Below are 17,480 nucleotides of genomic sequence, written 5' to 3' on the forward strand. Positions count from 1 at the left end.
GAACTGTCTGCCTTGACAGAACAAATAGGATAGGCTACACTTAGCGCGTTGTTAATTTCTATTAAAAAGAAGGTATTGCAGTGAAATTCCCACGTTGGTTGCTCATCCCGATTGTTCTTATTCTCCTGTGTTTCGCTACGGCGGCACTACTCATGTGCACATCGCCCGGCGTGCCCGTACTCAACTACCACCAGGTCGAGGACAAGGACGGCAACCCACTCACACTATACTGCGACCAGTTCGATCAGCAGATGGCATATCTCGCAGAAGAAGGCTACCATACGATCACGCTGGATGAGATGATGGACGCCGCGGAAAACGGCACGCCGCTCCCCGAAAAGCCTGTCATCATTACCCTCGACGACGGCTACGTCGACAACTACGAGTATGCCTATCCGATCCTGAAAAAATATGGATTCAAGGCGACGATCTTTCTCATCAACGATTTCACGGGCGTCTACCCGAACTATCTGACATGGGAACAGATTCACGAGATGCAGGATTCCGGACTGATCGACTTTGAGAGCCACACGATGACGCACGCGAATCTCTCGGAGCTGACCTCGCGCGACGAGCTGCACCATGAGATCGCGGACTCCCGCGAAGCGCTCTCCAAGAAACTCGGCAAGGAGATCGACTACATCGCCTATCCGGGCGGACGCGTCACGGACGCGGTGGAAGAAGTCACACGAGATGCGGGCTATCGCGGCGGATTCACCGTTCACTACGGACTATCCACCCCCACAGAGGGCGTCTACCAGATGGATCGCATCCCCATCTTCGGATGCAACACGCATACAATGACACGCTTTAAGCTGCGGTTGGCATTCGCTCCGCTCATCGCACCATTTGAGGATCTGCGCCTGACCCTGCGTGCATGGGGACTGGCACCGATTGGAAACTATCTCCCGATCCCCTAAGAACGCGGTAAACGCGATGGTACTTAAACACAAGAACAGCCCCCGAGATTGCAGCTCGGAGGCTATTTTGTTTCCATTGTGCAGGCAGGGACTAGCACCTAGGCTCGTCGCCGTCAGTCTCACTCATCGAGCCATTTGCTGATATATCGTTGGCGATTTCATTTGTCAGCACTTCTGCCGTATTCTCTGTCGGCTCGTTCGAGGCTTCGCTAAAAACGTACTCCAGTAAGGAAGCCTCGATCTCCTCTCTGCTGTAAGGCGGCTTCTTTGTAGATAAATCCACCATCGTCAAGCATCTCCTTCATTGTTGATCCGTAACAATCAAACAGCCATCGTTTCCTTATCTTTGAATTCGGCACATTCGAGAATCTCCCTGCAATCCGTGCCTTGCGAGCTTCAGCGGTCTCTTCTGCCTCGATTATCGCCAACCGCCCCTTGGTTGTCAAGGAGATTCTACTCAGCAGAATATTTTTGTGAAAAATCTGTAAAAGATTGAGACAGGATTCAAAAAATATGCTATAATTCCCGTATTGGTTATTGTGTTTAAGGAGGGCTTTTCATGGATTTTGAAGCACTGGTGAAAGCGAAGTTTGACGAGGCTTATGCGGCGACGGAGCATCCGAAGAAATTCTTCCTCACGGAGAACGGTCGTGGTGTTGTCGACGGCGGTGATATGTATAACGCTCTGCTCCACGATGTGCTCGATGTCGTTCAGCGTGCTGTTGTGGGTATCCTGAAGGACAGCCATCACAATCACTAAGAACCGAAAGAATGTGGCCGCCGCACAGTTTAGTGCGGCAGTTTTTCTGTTGTCATTCCCACAAATTATAAATTCTCTCTCCCTTTTCATCTGCATCCAATTATGGTACAATACCCGAAAATAGGCGATTTTTCCTATTCATACAGAGGATGAATGGAAAAGGACGCATTTTTGTTATAGTTATCAAACTATTATAAATGCACGGTATTCTTTCGTGTTTCAGGGGAGGATGTACTATTTTTTTCATCACGCAAGGATGCAGAGGCGCAAATTTCCACCTCTTCGCCCGGGCATGGCGACGCCAAGGCACTGGAAAAGTACCTGCACGATCTGATCGACGGCGGACTGACCACCCCCGCCCCGACCATCCGCAGTCCGGAGCTGCAGAACATCACGCGGCTCATCGCACAGTTCGCCCAAAAACAACGGGAGACGCTGACGGAGCTCTCCCTCGACATCAACAAGTCGGTCGCCGAGACGGTACACGCCTCTGTTCAGCTCAACGAGCTGGCGCGCGAAAACCACGCCGTCGAAACGAACGTCAAGGAGCTGGTCGATGTCGTATCCTCGATGGCAAATGACATCGTTCACCTCGCAGAGGTCGTCTCCGAAACTGCAGATCAAACAGGCGTCGGCAAGGAATCAATGGATCTCACGCAGACACGCATCCATGAGGTCGTCAAGGAGACGGATGCGGCACAGAGTGGGCTCACAGAGATGACACAGGATGTAGAGTCGCTCCATGAGCGCACAGCGAGCATCGACAACCTCGTCGTCACGGTCAACAGCATCGCGGAACAGACGAATCTGCTCGCACTCAACGCCTCCATCGAGGCGGCACGTGCCGGAGAGCATGGGCGCAGCTTTGCTGTTGTCGCCGATGAGGTGCGCAAGCTCGCCGAACAGTCCAAGAACTCCGTCGACGAGATCCGCGATCAGCTGACAAAGATCCGCACGGGCGTCGAGCAGATTACGAATGCGTTCCAGCAGATGGACGACTCCTTCCGTGCCAATGTCGAGGCCGTGGGGCAGCCATCCGGCGAATCGAGCAAGCTCACCGCAGTCTTTGATGCCATCAACAAAACAATCGACGACCTCGCACCGCTTGCCCAGCGTCAATCGGCGGCATTCGAGGAGATGAACGCCACCCTCCAGTCCACCACCAATGATGTGGTACGCATGACGGACGGCTCAAAGACCTGCAATCGAGATATGTATGACTCGATCCGTAAAATCAATGCGGTACGCATGAACATCGGTGCACTGAAACTCGGCTTTGGTCCGAAAGCAATGATCGAATTCGCAAAGACTGACCACATGGTCTGGGGCATGAAGATCCATCAGCTCATCTGTGGCAATATCGACCTCAAGGCGGCTGATGTAGAAAACCATGCGATCTGCCGTCTCGGAAAGTGGTACTTCTCCGAGGGCAAGGAGAAATACGGTCACATGCCCGAGTTCGAGAAACTCGGCGTCGCTCATGAGAAATTCCACAAGCTCTGCGCTGCAACGATTACGGCGTATTACAATCACAAGACGGCTGAGGTGGACCGGAACCTGCCCGAGATCCAGCGCATCTCCGACGAGGTGATCGGCTATCTCGACGCGATCAAGAAAAAAATATAAGTTTGTACAAAAAGAGAGCAGTAATGCGAGGATTCTAACATCGCATTACTGCTCTCTTTTGTATTGTCAGCCTTGCTCGTAGTGGAACGGCTCAAGCTCCCAGAGAACGCCCGTCAGCTGCTCCACATCCACATCGGAGAAGACACGCAGCGTCGGACGCACATCCTCCTCGGGGAAGATCGCAACGGTCGCTGCCTCCTCGCCGTACTGGAAGAATGCCTCGACGGCACTGTGGTCAACGTAGATGCGCAGCGAAAGAGTACGATCGACGTAGAGCTTAAAGCTGCGCGTACCGCGTCCCCCCTGGCGCATTTTCGTGCGGTCGATGGTCATGACCTGTTCCAGACGATTGTAGCGGAACACCAATTTCTCCGCCCCATAGACCAACTCAAGCGCAACGGTGTAGGCATCCCCTACCTCGATGTCGAGCAGCAGCTCTGTGAGGTCAAAGAGCGCTGTCTCGAAATGGCTCGTTTGCTCCGCCTCCAGTGTGCGCTCTGTCTCACGGTGGCGCAGTGCCTTCAGTTCATGTACCGGCTCAGAAAAGATATGCCCCTGACGCAGTGTCAGCACGCGCGGCAGCGTGAGGCTGTGCATCCAGCCCTCCGCGCGCGTCGGGTAGTCGTCCTCACGGTCGGGCATCCCCATCCAGCCGATGAGAATATGCCTCCCCTCATGCGTCACGACCTGCGGTGCATAGAAGTCAAATCCGTGGTCGAGTTCCTTGAACCGCCCGTGCATGAGCATCTCCATCGCGTCCATGGACGCATGCCCTGCGATATAGCCAGACTGATAGAGATTCTGGCGGTCGTAGGCACGCGCGGGTACCCCCTGCGGGCAGAAGAGCAGGACGTCGTAATCCCCGAAGGAGAGGAGGTTCGGACACTCCCACATATAGCCAAAATCCTTCAGCTGTGTCTTCAGCTCGCCGCGGTAGACCCAGCCATCTGCCGTCTCGCGGTAGATGAGGACACAGCCGCGCTCTTCCTCCGTCTGCGCCCCGATGATGAGATAGCGTACGCCGTCGCGCTCAAACAGATAGGGATCACGAAAATGCGCCGTAAAGCCGGGCGGCGGCCCATCGATGATGATCTCCTCTTTTTTCACCATCCCCGTCGCCTTCGTATACGTGCCGAAGCGCTGTACGGAACTGCGATTGCCCTCCGCATCCTTCGCGTTGCAGGTGTAGAGGACGCGCAGCCGCCCGTCCTCCTCCGCAGCGCACCCCGAGTAACATCCGTCCTTATCAAGTGCGTCGCTCGGCCACAGGGCGAGCTGGGGCACGCTGTAGGTACAGAAGTCGCGCGTCTTCGTGTGTGCCCACGATTTATTTTTATGCGCACAGCCGAAGGGATTCCACTGATAGAAAATATGCCAGCCATTGTGGTAGGCGAGCCCGTTCGGATCGTTGATCAGTCCAAATGGCATTTCGAGATGAAAGCCATTGTGACGGCGATCAGTGAAGGGAAAGCCCTCCGCCAACCGTGTGTCAATGTCCCGCTTGTCAAAATTCTCCACAGCGCTCACTCCTCCGGGCGAAAGACGACAAAGGTCAGACCAAAGGCGACGGCAAAGCCGATCACGTTGACGAGGATGTAAGCGGGCAGATGATCAAGATAGAGCAGCGTCCCGGGCAGAACGGTAATACCCATGCCCGTCCCCGCGAGATGCAGGAAGCCCGCCACTGCGCCCGCGCATGCCCCGCCGACCAGACCGCAGATAAACGGGCGCATAAAGCGCAGGTTAATGCCGAAGATCGCAGGCTCTGTGATGCCGAGGAAAGCAGGAACAGCCGAGGAAATATAGAGGGCACGCTTTTTTGCATCACGCGTACGCGCTGCGACCGCAACGGCGGCACCGCCCTGTGCCACAATCGCACCGGTAATGATGGCGTTGAACGGGTCAACGCCTGTCGACGCGAGAAGCTGCACCTCAAGCGCGTTGAACACATGATGCACGCCGAACACGACGATCACCTGATGCAGACCGCCGACGACAAAACCGCCGATGCCGTACGGCAGCTCCAAAAAGGCACGTACTGCGCCGAAAACACCGATCTCGAGTGTGTGCATGATCGGTCCGATGATGAGGAGCCCGAGCAGCATAGAGACAAACAACGTAAGGAACGGCGTGACAATGAGGTCAATGATATCGGGCACAAAGGTCTTGAACCATTTCTGCAAACGCGCCGCAAAGATACCAAGTACGAGTGCGGGCAGAACCGAGCCCTGATAGCCGACCACGGGAATTGGAATCCCGAAGATCTCCATTGAGAGAGGAACGGCATCCCCCGCCGCGATCGCATAGGCGTTCGGCAGCTGCGGAGCGACAAGCATCAGACCAAGCACAATGCCGATGACGGGCGTTCCGCCGAAGCGGTTCATCGTCGACCAGCAGACGAGCGCGGGCAGGAAGGCAAAGGCCGTATCCGTCAGGATCTGACTCATGCGCAGGAGATTTTCGTTCATCTCGATGCCGAGACTCTGTGCCATCCCGCGCAGCCCCATGAAGAGTCCTGTCGCAACAAGCACGGGAATGACGGGGACAAAGACGTCGCCGAGGGTGCGTGAGACCTTCTGCAGCGGCGACATCTGCTCGTATGCCTCCTGCTTTCCGCTGCCCGCAGTCGAGCCGAGATTCGTCCCCGCGACGAAGGCGTCATAGACCTTGTCGACAAATCCCGTCCCGAGGATGATCTGATACTGGGCGGCGGCAAAGAACTGTCCCTTCACGCCGTCGATGTTCTCGATCGCCTTCTCGTCGATGATCGTCTTGTCGTTGACGATCAGTCGCAGACGCGTCGCGCAGTGCTCGGCACTACGAACATTCCCCGCTCCGCCGACATACTCCCAGATCAGCTTGGCGACGCGCTCTTCCTTTGGCAGATTCGGGTCAATGTCGTCCTCTGCCGCCTCCTCTGCCGCAGCCTGCGTCTCCGCCGTGGCTTCTGCATTGTGAGAGGAAATTTCTGCCCCATCCGACACCAGCGTGATCGTCCCATAGTCTGCCGCATTGGTCACAAGGATGGGCGTCGTCGTCTCATAGCCGGCCGCGCGGATGGCGGCGGGATCGAACTCGATCAGCAGCTGCCCCTTCTTCACCGTATCGCCCTGCGCCACATGCGCAGTAAAATGCATCCCCCCGAGCTTCACCGTATCCACGCCGACGTGGATGAGGATATCCACGCCATCTGTCCCGTGAATCCCAATGGCGTGCTTCGTCTCAAAGAGCACAGTTACCTCGCCATCCACGGGAGAGACCACACGGCCCTCCGGGTCGGCTACCGCCGCACCGCGCCCCATTGCCCCGCTCGCAAAGGCGGGATCCGACACCTCCGACAGCGGGATCAGCCGCCCCTGCAGAGGACTGTCCAAACGAATGTCCTTCATGTAAATTCCCCCTTATGGAAACGCCGATACATTCGGCACTTCCTTAGAACCCCGCGCCCCATGCGCATATCCTTCTAAAATTTTACTAATTTTTCTTTTCATTGTCAACGTAGACCGCCTATATCACGGCATAATCGGCAAAATCATTTTACAACCCAAAGCCCATGTGATAGAATAACTGTGGAAAGTTTTATTGTATACCATGGGGAGGGCATAAGAGATGGCCGTAAAGTATGAAGTCAGTGTGACTGCCATCGGCAAACTGGCGCGCAAATTCCTCGAGACCAACAGCAGCATTATCCTGCTGGACGAGGGAGCACACCCCAATCTCGCCGAGATGGTCATTGAGCACACATCAGGTGATCTGAAGAGCGACATCACCGTCGGAGATACGCTGACGTTTGGAAAGCAGAAATATAAGGTCACACGTGTCGGTGAGAACGCAAATGACACGATCCGCGACAGCGGGCACTGCACGCTGCTCTTTAACACAACAGGCTCTATGCCAGGGCAGATCGAACTGGAGGGCGGTCCCGTACCTCCGATCTCAGTGGGACTGAAGTTTTCCTTCTCCGGGAAATAAAACCAAAGAAACTGTGAGAGCCAGATCAACTGTAATGCACTCTGGCTCTTTTCTGTATGCACAATGAAGGAGAATATCCATGAAAAAAATTCTCGCCGTATTGCTTGCCGCGCTGCTTCTTCTCACGCTCGGCTGCAGGAGTAAAAATACGGCAGCCGACGACGCAGAGGAAGATCATGCTGCCCTCGACCTCTCTCAACCGCTGAAGCCCCCTGCTTCCTTTGAAGGAAAACGCGTGCTCGTCGCATTCTTCTCGCGCGCAGGGGAAAACCACGAAGTCGGCTACGTCGAAAAGGGAAACACGGCGCTCCTTGCTGAGCAGCTTGCAGAGCTTATCCATGCGGATGCCACGTTCGAGATACAGACTGTCATCCCCTACCCGATCGACCTCAAGGAGATGACAGAGGTGGCAAAAGAGGAGCAAGCCAAACAGGCGCGCCCTCTGCTCGCATCAAAATTCGATGATATGGCGCAGTACGACATCATCTTCCTCGGCTATCCGATCTGGTACCAGGATCTACCGATGCCGATCTACACCTTCCTTGAGAGCTATGACTTCGCAGATAAGGTCATCATCCCATTCTCCACCGGATCGGGCAATGCAATGAGCGGCAAAGAGGCGGATATACCGAACTATGCCAAGGGCGCGGCGGCGTTTCCGGGGATGTGCATCCGCGGCAAGACGGTGCGTGACAATGCGACAGAGACAAATAAGCGCATTGCCGTCTGGCTGGAGGGATTGGGGTACCACAACTGATGCGCACCCTGCTCTTTGTCCTCATCACGCTCCTCATGTTCTTTCTGCCAAACCGTTTGCTGACGACGGAGCCCGTGCATGAGTATCTGGGCTGTGCCCTTCTCATCCTCGGCGGCATCCACCTGTGGCTCGAGCGCGCCTATCTTCGCGCGCTCTTTTGGCGGCGCCTGCCGATGACGGCACTCAACACGGTGAACATCATCATGCTCCTGCTCCTTGCCGTGACCTTGGTATCTGGCATACTCATCTCCCTCTACGCTCTCCCCATTGTGCGTCTGCGCGGGCTCGCATCCATCTACGTCCACGCAGTCCACCTCTCTGCCGGTGTGCTGCTCTTTCTCGTCGTTGGCGTGCATGTCGGTCTGCATGCCCGCATGCTGTGGCGGGCTCTGCTGCGCCGTATCCCGCTGCATATCCCACAGGCGATGCCACGCGTTCTATATGTCGTCGGTATTCTTCTGACGGCAGCAGGCATTCACCGCTTTATCACGACGCGCATCTACGACAAGATCCTCTTTGAACATCTATCATTTGGCGGACTTACGGGAACATGGACATACCAGTGCGACCTGCTCCTCATGTTCCTTGCCTGCGCATGCCTCGCCATCTTCTATCAGTCATGGCGCATGCGGAAATAAAAACAAAGGAAGCACTGATAAATTCAGCCCGCCATCTTAGCGCATCTTTTTTGCCCGCTTTTTGTCGGCAAATCCTCCACATAGCTTTGGCTATGCGTCCAGTTTGCCTCCTCAATCGGACGAAAAATTCTACGCCAATCTGACGGACTTCATTTTATCAGCGATTCCTAAAAAGACGCTTTTCACTATACTGTGAGAAGCGTCTTTTTCGTAAGTATTGCGTATATCCCACCGCCATTACATCATCGCATCCATCGCGTCGAAGATCGGTAGGAGAAAGGAGAGTACGGCAAAGAAGATGAGCCCCGCGACAACGACGATCATCATCGGCTCGGCGAGTGCCGTCACACGTTGTCCAATGGTTTCCGCCCGGCGTGCGCAATACTCGGCTGCCTGCGGAAGAATGCGTTCCAATTCCCCCGCCTCCTCGCCTGCGGCTAGCATACCACGCACGAGAGACGGCAGATAGGGGTCATCTGCCATGATCTGTGTGAGGCTGCGGCCCTCGGTAAGTCGCTGTTCTATGCTGCTCAGCTGACGGCGAAGCGCACGATTTCCCGTTACCGTGCATGCCAGTGCAATGGCGCGGTCGAGGCGAATCCCACTGCGCAGGAGAACGGCGAGAACGCATAGGATCATCTGCCACACACGACAGCGGATGAATACGCCCACAACGGGCAGCCGCAGGATGCAGCGGTCACAGAGAAAGCGCGCCGTCGGAATGCGCAGGAGCAGCCCGATACCGAGGGGCACGGCGAAAAGGAGACATACCGTCGCCACAGGCGCATCGGCGATCTGTGCCGACACCGTGAGGAGCAGCTGTGTCGGCAGTGGAAGATCGGCATGCAGATCCGCGAGGAGTGCCGCGAAGATGGGCAGAATAAAGACGGTCATGAGGACGATGGAGAGCACGACTGCCGCCAGTAAAAAAAGCGGATAGAGGAGCGCGCTCCACAGTGCCTCGCGCATACGGTACTCCTCTGTGAGAAACGACGCTGCCGCTCCGAGCACGACATCGAGCGAGCCGCTCTCCTCCCCCGCGCGTACCATGCCGATGAGAACAGGGGAAAAGATCTGCCTCTTCGTCTCCATCGCCTGTGAAAGCGGCATCCCCTGCATGGCCGCATGATGCAGAGCATGGAGCAGCCGTCCCGACGATGATGTTTCTCCCACGCCGTCGCGCAGGCGTTCCAGTGCGCGGTGCAGGGGAAGTCCCACGGCGAGAAGGGCAGATAGCTCCTGAAAGAAGGCGATCCTCTCCTCGTCCGTCACACCGCCACGGCGCGACAGCCACTGCTGTATATGCTGCGGCAGGCGCAGCGTCCGTCGCTCCTCGATGCGCACGGCCGTCTCACCGCGCTCCATGAGCATCCGTGCCGCTGCCGGCGCGCTCTCGGCTTCAATGATGCCGTGTATCTTTCGCCCCTCTGCCGTGCACGCCGTATAAGAAAATATCGTCATGCGAGGACGCCCCGTGCACGAAGCTCGGCCTCTGCCATCTCCGCCGTCTGCATCCCCTGCGCAGCACCGCTCATCATGAGCGTCTCAAGCTGATCATAGCGTCCCTGCCGCAGGACATTTCGCACGGCGGAGGTACCAACCAGCGTCTCAAACACGGCAATACGGCCGCCGCCCCGCCGCGGCAGAAGGCGCTGAGCAAAGATGCCGCGGACGACATCGGCAAACTGTGCGCGCACCGCATCCCGCGCATCCGCCGGAAAGAAACTCTCCACGCGGCGCGCCGCCTGCGCGGCCGTCCCCGCGTGGATTGTCCCCACGACGAGCACGCCCGTCGCCGCCGCGAGGAGTGTCGCCTCAATGGTTGCACGGTCACGGATCTCACCCACGAGCAGGAGGTCGGGATCCTCACGCAGCGCACTGCGCACAGCATCGGGAAAGGAAGCAAAATCCCGCCCCTCTTCCCGCTGACTGAAAAAGGCACGATCTGCGGCAAAAACATATTCGACGGGATCCTCAAGTGTGAGGATATGGAGAGAACGCGTATGGTTGACCGCATCAATGAGCGCGGCAAGCGTTGTCGTCTTGCCTGCCCCCGTCGCTCCGCAGAGCAGCACGAGTCCATCCCTCATCTCAAGAGCCGTACGCACGGCAGACGGCATACCGATCTCATCGGGCGTCATGATGCGCTCAGGCAGGAGACGCAGGGAAAGAGCCATCCCCTCCTGCGTCCGATAAAAGTTTCCTCGAAACCGCCGTCCCTCCCAGTTCCACGCGGCATCGACATCCTGCACAGAAAGAAGAGCGCGCTGCGCATCCGAGAGCATTTGACAAGCACACGCCTCCATCAGTGCCGCTGTGGGAATGAGATCCTCCGCCATCAGCACGCCGTCACGGCGCAGCTGTATCTGCTGATGCGGTGCCGCATGGAGATCCGAGGCATTCACTGTCATCATGCGGCGCAGCAGTTCCTGCCACGCGTCCGTTTCATCCATAGAGTGCACGCTCCACCTCCTCTAACGTCGTCTCCCCTTCGATAGCCTTTGCCGCGCCGTCCTGCCAGAGAGAGCGCATCCCCTCCGCCCCTGCCGCGCGCCGCAGATCATCCCGCGATCTCGCTCCGAGGATCGCCGTGCGGATATGCTCGGAGATGGGCAGCATCTCATGTATCGCCATGCGTCCATGATAACCGCTCCCGCGACAGTGCGAGCAGCCGCGCCCGCGCACGAGCGTCATCCCTTCATGATAGAGCGATCCGAGGAGAAGAGCCTCATCTGAGCCTGCAGCGACGGTGTACGTCTCACGACAATGAACGCAAACACGGCGCACAAGCCGCTGGGCTACGACCCCCGAGAGCGTCGCTGCGAGCAGATAGGGCGGCGTCCCCATCTCGATCATGCGAAAAATCGCGGCGACACAGTCCTCCGTATGGAGCGTCGAGAACAGCGCGTGTCCCGTGAGGGCAATACGCACCGCCATCTCCGCCGTCTCACGGTCGCGGATCTCGCCCAAGAGGATCTTCTGGACATCCTGCCGCAGTGCTGCCCGCAGTCCCGCGACAAAGGTCAGCCCCGCCTCTGGACATACGGCAAACTGACTGATTCCGTCAATACGCCGCTCCACGGGATCTTCGAGCGTCATAATGTGACAGTTTGGGTCATTGAGCTCAGCGAGTGCCGCATAGAGCGTCGTCGTCTTGCCCGAGTTCATCGGTCCACAGACGAGGAGGAGCCCCGTCGGTCGATGGATGAGTCGTTCAAAAATCGCTTCGTTTTCCGGCGTGAAACCGAGCTCCCTGCAGTGAAGGAATCGCTCCGTCCCGTCCATAATGCGCACAACCATGCGCTCACCGCCCACGACAGGAAGAACCGCCACGCGCATATCGACGCTGCGCTCCCTGTGTGGATAGCGAATCTGCCCATCCTGCGGACGGTTGCGCTTCGCCGTGTCGATGCCCGCCATCACCTTTAGACGTGCAATAACTACCGGAGCGATTGCCACCGGCAGCAGGATCGGATACGCGCGCAGCAGCCCATCGACGCGGACGCGGATGCGCAGTCCTTCCTCCATCGGCTCAAGATGGATGTCCGTTGCCTCTTCATCCAGTGCTGCATCGAGGACGGCGTCCACGAGCGTCAGTACATGACTGCCGCGTCCCTCCGGACGAGACGGCAAGCGCATTTCACGTACGGCATTTGTCACAAGACGCTGCAGCATTTCCTGCTCCATCGGTATGGCTCCTTTCCGATGTGCCGTCATAATCCACCGCGAGTAGATACAGCCCGCCGGCCGGAGCCGTGGGCGGCGCGAGCCGACGATCCCGTGCCGCAAAGATCTCCGCAAAGCGATCCTTGGAGATACGCCCCGTACCGACCGCCACAGCCGTACTGACGATATTGCGCACCATGTGATAGAGAAAGCCCGTGCCGTGGATATAGAGCGAGAGACGCCCCGCCCCCTCCGCCGTCAGACGGATCGTATCGAGCGTACGGACGGGCGACATCGGCGCACCACCCGCCGCACGAAATGAGGAGTAGTCATGCGTCCCCTCAAGGAGATGCAGCGCCGCCCGCATCGCATTGTAATCGAGCGGCTGAAAAATCTGCCATGCATAGCTGCGTGTGAAGGGATCCGGCACGCGGCACTCCTTCATGCGATAGACGTATGCCTTGCCCGTTGCACTGTGCCGTGCGCTGAAATCCCGCGCTGCCTCCCACGCCTCCGACACGACAATATCCGGCGGCAGGAGGCCGTTCACCGCACGCGGCAGGCGCTCCGTCGGGATGCGTCCGTCCGTGAAGAAATTCACCACCTGACCATAGGCATGAACCCCCGCATCCGTGCGCCCCGCCGACGCAAGCTCCACCGTCTCACCGCAGACCTGGGCGAGAGCCGCCTCAAGGACATTCTGCACGGCACGGATGGGCGGCGTCTGCCGCTGAAAGCCGTGATAGTTCGTCCCATCGTAGGCGACCTTCAGCGCGATATTTCGCGCACGCGCCTTCATCATCGCCACATGCTCAGGGCGCAAAGCTCAGCCCTCCCACACTCACGGCACAGATGCCCGCCGCACCGAGGATAAAGACGGCGACAGCCGCATAGTCGACACGCCCGATGTACAGCTCCTTCATCTGCGTACGTCCTTCACCGCCGCGGTAGCAGCGCGCCTCCATCGCCATTGCAAGCTCATCGGCACGGCGAAACGCAGAGAGAAAGAGCGGCACGAGCACGGGTACAATGGCACGCATCCGCCGCACGATACTGCCATGCTCAAAATCCGCCCCACGTGCCTTCTGCGCCTTCATGATGCGATCCAGCTCCTCCAGCAGCGTTGGGATAAAGCGTAAGGCGATCGTCATCATCATCGACAGCTCATGCACGGGAACCCCCACATGGCGCAGCGGAGAGAGAAGTGCCTCCAGCCCGTCGGTCAGGCGCAGCGGACTCGTCGTTAGTGTCAGCAGCGTACTCAACAGGATGAGCAGGATTAGGCGCAGCCCGATATACACGCCGCGTGTCAGCCCCTCCCACGTCGCCGACAGGGGGCCGACGGCAAACAGTTCCGTCCCCGGCGTCATAAAGAGGTGCACGCCGAACGTAAAGAGTACGATCCAGAGAATCGGCCGAATCGAGCGCAGCTGCATCCCAAGCGGAACCTGAGAAACGATCATGAGCAGCGCAATGCTGATGCCAAGCGCAAGAAAGCCTGCCACGTTCTCGACGAAGAAAACGAGCAGCAGGTAGAAGAACAGGAGAACAATCTTGACGCGTGGATCCATGCGGTGCAGGAAGGAATCTCCGGGCATATAGCGTCCAATTTGTATGTCATTCAACAAATTACCACATCCATTTTTTCATTCTTCCTATTATATTATACCATCTGGTCTACTGTTTTTCATTTATTTTTCGAGAAAGCTATGATATAATTTCATAAAATGTCGATATAATATGTATACGAGAATGATAATTTACCGCGATCGTATACAAGATGAAGGAAGGTTCCCTTATGGAAGATGCATTCATCGGGCGTCAGGCGATTCTCGATCTGCAAAAGAATGTCTACGCATACGAGATTCTTTTTCGCAGTGGTCTGAAAAACGCCTTTGACCCCAATCTCGACGGAAATGTGGCAACACAGAGCGTCATGGTCAACGCCATGCTCAATTTCGGCATGAAAAAACTCGTCTCCAACCGAAAGGCTTTCATCAACTTCACAGAGAAGAATCTCCTGTCGCGTGCACCGAAACTCCTGCCCTCCGACAGCATCGTCGTGGAGGTACTCGAGACGGTGCAGCCGACTCCTGAAATTCTCGAAGCCGTACGTGATCTAAAGGATGCAGGCTACAAGATCGCTCTCGACGACTTTGTCCTGCTCCCGGGCTACGAGCCGCTCATCAACATGGCGGACATCATCAAGGTGGACTTTCGCATCACGACAGCTCCCGAGGAGCGTGCCAACCTGCGCAAGGTGCTCCCCCCGCAGGTGCGGCTTCTCGCCGAGAAAATTGAGACAGAGGACGAATTCCGTCAGGCAGTGGAGGATGGCTATGTCCTCTTCCAGGGCTATTTTTTCTGCAAACCCGTCGTCCTGCACCAAAAGAGACTCACCAACAACGAGCTATCGCGTATTCGCCTTCTCAAGGAGGTCAACCGTCCGAACGTTGACTTTAACGCCATCACGGAAGTGATCGGGGCGGATACGAATCTCGTGTACAAACTCCTCACCTATATCAACTCGGTCGGCATCGGACTGACCAACCACGTCTCCAACCTACGGCAGGCTACTGTGCTCCTTGGCTTCAGCGGGATCCGCAGCTGGGTGACACTCATCAGTCTCCAAACCTTCTCCGAGGACAAACCGAGCGAACTCTTCACCCTCTCGCTCCTGCGTGCAAAATTCTGCGAGCTGATTGCCCGCAGTCTGAACCGGCATGACCTCACGCCGGACACGGGCTTCCTGCTTGGCATGTTCTCCCTAATTGACGTACTGCTCAACCAGCCGATGGCGGAGATACTCAAGGAGCTCACTCTCTCCGACGAGTTGAATGCTGCTCTGCTTGGTGAGGACAACGCTCTGCGCCGTCTGCTCGACCTCGTCATCTCCTACGAACAGGGCAACTGGTCGTCAGTTGTTGCGTGCTGTGCGCATGAACACATCCCATTGGAGGAGATCAGCACGATCTATGACGAGGTTCTCGAATGGTATAACAAACTCCAGGCTGTCTGCTGACAGCGGACACCAAAAAAGCCCATTGGTTCGCGCCGATGGGCTTTTCTATGTTCTTTATTATTTCGGGTTGTACTCCAGAATCTTAATCTTCTTCTCCTCATTGAGATCGATGACCTCATCCTCCGAAATCGTCACGATCGGGAGCGGCACAACACCGTGCGGATATGCCGTGATCGTTCCCTCGCGATGATTGCTGAGGAGCACACGCGAGCCGAGGAAGGCATTCTTGATATTCATCAGGACGGGCAGGCAAACCTGCGGATCGAGCGTCGTATACATCTGCCGCGCAATCTCCGTCACCGCATCGAACGGCGTGCGGCGCGGGTAGCCCTCGCGTTCGACCGTGATATTGTCATAGAGATCCGCCACAGCGATGATGCGAGCATAGAGATGAATGTCGTCGCCCTTGCTGTTGAACGGGAAGCCGCTGCCGTCCATGCGCTCATGATGCTGCATCGCCGCAAGGCGCACGCCCTCCGTCAGTCCCGCCACATTGTTGAGGATATGCGCTCCATCTACCGTATGCTGGATGTAGTTCTCATAGTCCTCGCCCTCAAGCGTTTCTACATTCTTTTCGAGCAGACGCTGATCAAAACGCGACTTGCCGACATCGTGGAGGAATCCCGCAAGAACAACATCCTTTGCCGTCTCACGGTCGAGCTTCATCCACTTGGCAATGACCCCCGCGAGGATCGACACACGCAACGAGTGGTTATAGATGTCGCTCGCGAGATGGTTGACCTCATTGAGATAGTCAATCGTTCCGCTGCGGCGTGAGAGCGGCAGCAGATCCTCCTGCACCATCTCATTCGTCTCTTCCACGGGAACCGTGCCCGTCTTCTTTGTCTCCTCAAAGATCGACTTCGCCGTACCGATGACATTCTCATACTGCTTGATGAAGAGATTGCTGCGCGAGAAGATCGGCGAACGCTCCTCCTTCAGCTCCGATTCGTCCTTGATGTAGACAACGGGGATCTTCAGAAACTTCAGACGCGTGATGTGCGCCTTCGTCAGCTCCGTATTCTCCGACACCACCACCACGCGCTTGGCGTTGACGATCGTCCGCGCTAGGATCATCCCATTCTCAAGATCGTCTACGGATATTGCACGCAAAGCAAGCCCCTCCCTCGGTTTACGTCATTCTTCCTTACGAAATTCTCATGTCTATAAATATTTCGACCTGAAAAGAAAAAAACCTGCTTAATTAAAAAAATCTTGACATATTTTCTTCACCTATCGTATAATACACACACATCAGTACTTTATTGTATTAAAGCAGTAGAAGGATAAGGAGAAACGAAGATGAACTGGAAAGCGATTCTGACCGGAGCAACGGTACTCGCCTGCTCGGCAGCACTCCTCGCAGGGTGCGGCAGCACTGAGAAAGCCCCCTCGACGGATAATGCGGCAGAGATGGGAAAGATCATCGTCGGACTTGACGACAATTTCCCGCCGATGGGCTTTAAGGACGAGAACAACAAGATCGTCGGTTTCGACGTTGATCTCGCAGAGGAAGCAGCAAAACGCCTCGGTCGTGAGGTTGAGTTCAAGGCAATCGACTGGTCGAGTAAGGAAGCCGAGCTCAAGAGCGGCCGCGTGCAGGTGCTCTGGAACGGTCTCGACATCACCGAAAAGCGCAAGGAGAGCATGCTCTTCTCGAAGCCCTATATGGACAACCACCAGATCATCTTCGTGAAGAAGGGCAACACCGCCGTCACGGATGAGAAGAGCCTCGCGGGCAAGACCGTCGGCACGCAGAGTGCGGGCACGGCGGAGGAGTACATGGACGCCTCAGATTTCTATAGGAAGGAAGTCAAGGAGGTCAAGAAGTACCCCGACTACGTTGCGGCATTCATGGATCTTGAGAATGGCCGTCTCGATGCCGTCATCGGCGACGAGATCGTCGGCCGCTACTACATGAGCAAGCATCCCGACACACTGGATGCGCTCGACGTGGTCGTCGGTCCTGTGAGCGAGTTCGGCATCGCATTCGCGAAGGACAACACGAAGCTGCGCGACGAGGTGCAGAAGGTCCTCGACGAGATGAAGGCGGACGGCACGATCGCCAAGATCTCGACGAAGTGGTTCGCCAAGGACATCACGAAGTAAATGGCCGCCC

The 17,480-nt window shown here is 56.7% G+C and carries 18 protein-coding genes; 8 read left to right on the forward strand and 10 right to left on the reverse strand.

The features are described 5' to 3' along the window. Positions 1–80: 80 nt before the first annotated feature. Positions 81–920 (forward strand): polysaccharide deacetylase family protein, encoded by an 840-nt coding sequence (locus ADJ74_RS00860; protein WP_050341160.1) that lies wholly within the window; start codon positions 81–83, stop codon positions 918–920. 91 nt (positions 921–1,011) lie between these two features. Here the strand turns inward: ADJ74_RS00860 and ADJ74_RS00865 are convergent, their stop codons facing one another. Then, positions 1,012–1,206: a hypothetical protein gene (locus tag ADJ74_RS00865; RefSeq protein WP_009754176.1), complete on the reverse strand. Its 195-nt coding sequence runs from the start codon at positions 1,204–1,206 to the stop codon at positions 1,012–1,014. Between the two features lie 273 nt (positions 1,207–1,479). On the opposite strand from ADJ74_RS00865, the gene ADJ74_RS00870 reads away from it, so the two are divergent. Next, positions 1,480–1,680 (forward strand): hypothetical protein, encoded by a 201-nt coding sequence (locus tag ADJ74_RS00870; RefSeq protein WP_009754175.1) that lies wholly within the window; start codon positions 1,480–1,482, stop codon positions 1,678–1,680. Between the two features lie 246 nt (positions 1,681–1,926). On the opposite strand, the gene ADJ74_RS11175 is transcribed toward ADJ74_RS00870, so the two are convergent. After that, positions 1,927–2,271, reverse strand: a complete 345-nt coding sequence (locus ADJ74_RS11175; RefSeq protein WP_050341162.1) for a hypothetical protein — start codon at positions 2,269–2,271, stop codon at positions 1,927–1,929. On the opposite strand from ADJ74_RS11175, the gene ADJ74_RS00880 reads away from it, so the two are divergent. Beyond that, positions 2,251–3,306, forward strand: a complete 1,056-nt coding sequence (locus ADJ74_RS00880; protein WP_084708942.1) for a methyl-accepting chemotaxis protein — start codon at positions 2,251–2,253, stop codon at positions 3,304–3,306. The two genes, ADJ74_RS11175 and ADJ74_RS00880, sit on opposite strands and share 21 nt — an antisense overlap. 66 nt (positions 3,307–3,372) lie before the next feature. Here the strand turns inward: ADJ74_RS00880 and ADJ74_RS00885 are convergent, their stop codons facing one another. Together ADJ74_RS00885 and ADJ74_RS00890 are read right to left on the reverse strand one after the other, a co-directional pair. Continuing rightward, on the reverse strand, positions 3,373–4,824 hold the full coding sequence (locus tag ADJ74_RS00885; RefSeq protein WP_050341166.1) for a sucrose-6-phosphate hydrolase: 1,452 nt from the start codon (positions 4,822–4,824) through the stop codon (positions 3,373–3,375). 5 nt (positions 4,825–4,829) lie between these two features. Next, complete coding sequence (locus tag ADJ74_RS00890; RefSeq protein ID WP_050341168.1) at positions 4,830–6,695, reverse strand: glucose PTS transporter subunit IIA; 1,866 nt, start codon at positions 6,693–6,695, stop codon at positions 4,830–4,832. 220 nt (positions 6,696–6,915) lie between these two features. Here ADJ74_RS00890 and ADJ74_RS00895 point away from each other — a divergent pair, with 220 nt between their 5' ends. The 3 genes from ADJ74_RS00895 to ADJ74_RS00905 all read left to right on the forward strand — a co-directional run bounded on the left by ADJ74_RS00895 (position 6,916) and on the right by ADJ74_RS00905 (position 8,673). Beyond that, complete coding sequence (locus ADJ74_RS00895; protein ID WP_009754168.1) at positions 6,916–7,278, forward strand: PTS glucitol/sorbitol transporter subunit IIA; 363 nt, start codon at positions 6,916–6,918, stop codon at positions 7,276–7,278. Positions 7,279–7,357: 79 nt separating this feature from the next. Then, complete coding sequence (locus tag ADJ74_RS00900) at positions 7,358–8,035, forward strand: flavodoxin (RefSeq protein ID WP_050341170.1); 678 nt, start codon at positions 7,358–7,360, stop codon at positions 8,033–8,035. Next, the gene (locus tag ADJ74_RS00905; RefSeq protein ID WP_050341172.1) at positions 8,035–8,673 is read left to right on the forward strand and encodes a DUF4405 domain-containing protein; all 639 of its coding nucleotides are present in this window, start codon (positions 8,035–8,037) and stop codon (positions 8,671–8,673) included. The genes ADJ74_RS00900 and ADJ74_RS00905 overlap by 1 nt, the downstream gene beginning before the upstream one ends. 237 nt (positions 8,674–8,910) lie before the next feature. Here ADJ74_RS00905 and ADJ74_RS00910 read toward each other — a convergent pair whose 3' ends face one another. The 5 genes from ADJ74_RS00910 to ADJ74_RS00930 are packed head-to-tail and all read right to left on the reverse strand — an operon-like array spanning position 8,911 to position 13,967. Beyond that, positions 8,911–10,134, reverse strand: a complete 1,224-nt coding sequence (locus ADJ74_RS00910; RefSeq protein WP_050341174.1) for a type II secretion system F family protein — start codon at positions 10,132–10,134, stop codon at positions 8,911–8,913. Further along, the gene (locus tag ADJ74_RS00915) at positions 10,131–11,126 is read right to left on the reverse strand and encodes a type IV pilus twitching motility protein PilT (protein ID WP_050341176.1); all 996 of its coding nucleotides are present in this window, start codon (positions 11,124–11,126) and stop codon (positions 10,131–10,133) included. Before ADJ74_RS00915 ends, ADJ74_RS00910 begins: the two co-directional genes overlap by 4 nt. Next, entirely contained in the window at positions 11,119–12,360 is a 1,242-nt protein-coding gene (locus ADJ74_RS00920; RefSeq protein ID WP_050341178.1) for a GspE/PulE family protein, read from the reverse strand. Before ADJ74_RS00920 ends, ADJ74_RS00915 begins: the two co-directional genes overlap by 8 nt. Beyond that, positions 12,314–13,138, reverse strand: coding sequence for a tRNA pseudouridine(38-40) synthase TruA (gene truA, locus ADJ74_RS00925; RefSeq protein WP_050344147.1), 825 nt, complete (start codon positions 13,136–13,138; stop codon positions 12,314–12,316). Before truA ends, ADJ74_RS00920 begins: the two co-directional genes overlap by 47 nt. 13 nt (positions 13,139–13,151) lie before the next feature. Next, positions 13,152–13,967 carry an energy-coupling factor transporter transmembrane protein EcfT gene (locus tag ADJ74_RS00930; RefSeq protein WP_039981456.1) on the reverse strand — a complete coding sequence of 272 codons (816 nt, stop codon included), beginning with the start codon at positions 13,965–13,967 and terminating at the stop codon, positions 13,152–13,154. A 170-nt stretch (positions 13,968–14,137) separates the two neighbouring features. Between ADJ74_RS00930 and ADJ74_RS00935 the strand changes: the two genes are divergently transcribed. After that, on the forward strand, positions 14,138–15,361 hold the full coding sequence (locus ADJ74_RS00935; protein WP_050341180.1) for an EAL and HDOD domain-containing protein: 1,224 nt from the start codon (positions 14,138–14,140) through the stop codon (positions 15,359–15,361). Between the two features lie 57 nt (positions 15,362–15,418). Here ADJ74_RS00935 and ADJ74_RS00940 read toward each other — a convergent pair whose 3' ends face one another. After that, positions 15,419–16,438 (reverse strand): HD-GYP domain-containing protein, encoded by a 1,020-nt coding sequence (locus ADJ74_RS00940; RefSeq protein WP_009754159.1) that lies wholly within the window; start codon positions 16,436–16,438, stop codon positions 15,419–15,421. 225 nt (positions 16,439–16,663) lie between these two features. Between ADJ74_RS00940 and ADJ74_RS00945 the strand changes: the two genes are divergently transcribed. Then, entirely contained in the window at positions 16,664–17,470 is an 807-nt protein-coding gene (locus tag ADJ74_RS00945; RefSeq protein WP_050341182.1) for an amino acid ABC transporter substrate-binding protein, read from the forward strand. Positions 17,471–17,480 lie beyond the last annotated feature (10 nt).

This window comes from Selenomonas sp. oral taxon 478, from assembly GCF_001189555.1.
Lineage (GTDB): Bacteria > Bacillota > Negativicutes > Selenomonadales > Selenomonadaceae > Centipeda > Centipeda felix.

Coding starts and splice junctions, on each gene's coding strand:
- ADJ74_RS00865 (WP_009754176.1), bottom strand. CDS start 1,206: ATGGTGGATTTATCTACAAAGAAGCCGCCTTACAGCAGAGAGGAGATC.
- ADJ74_RS00870 (WP_009754175.1), top strand. CDS start 1,480: ATGGATTTTGAAGCACTGGTGAAAGCGAAGTTTGACGAGGCTTATGCG.
- ADJ74_RS00880 (WP_084708942.1), top strand. CDS start 2,251: ATGGCAAATGACATCGTTCACCTCGCAGAGGTCGTCTCCGAAACTGCA.
- ADJ74_RS00890 (WP_050341168.1), bottom strand. CDS start 6,695: ATGAAGGACATTCGTTTGGACAGTCCTCTGCAGGGGCGGCTGATCCCG.
- ADJ74_RS00895 (WP_009754168.1), top strand. CDS start 6,916: ATGGCCGTAAAGTATGAAGTCAGTGTGACTGCCATCGGCAAACTGGCG.
- ADJ74_RS00900 (WP_050341170.1), top strand. CDS start 7,358: ATGAAAAAAATTCTCGCCGTATTGCTTGCCGCGCTGCTTCTTCTCACG.
- ADJ74_RS00905 (WP_050341172.1), top strand. CDS start 8,035: ATGCGCACCCTGCTCTTTGTCCTCATCACGCTCCTCATGTTCTTTCTG.
- ADJ74_RS00910 (WP_050341174.1), bottom strand. CDS start 10,134: ATGACGATATTTTCTTATACGGCGTGCACGGCAGAGGGGCGAAAGATA.
- ADJ74_RS00915 (WP_050341176.1), bottom strand. CDS start 11,126: ATGGATGAAACGGACGCGTGGCAGGAACTGCTGCGCCGCATGATGACA.
- ADJ74_RS00920 (WP_050341178.1), bottom strand. CDS start 12,360: ATGGAGCAGGAAATGCTGCAGCGTCTTGTGACAAATGCCGTACGTGAA.
- truA (WP_050344147.1), bottom strand. CDS start 13,138: ATGAAGGCGCGTGCGCGAAATATCGCGCTGAAGGTCGCCTACGATGGG.
- ADJ74_RS00935 (WP_050341180.1), top strand. CDS start 14,138: ATGGAAGATGCATTCATCGGGCGTCAGGCGATTCTCGATCTGCAAAAG.
- ADJ74_RS00940 (WP_009754159.1), bottom strand. CDS start 16,438: ATGATCCTAGCGCGGACGATCGTCAACGCCAAGCGCGTGGTGGTGGTG.
- ADJ74_RS00945 (WP_050341182.1), top strand. CDS start 16,664: ATGAACTGGAAAGCGATTCTGACCGGAGCAACGGTACTCGCCTGCTCG.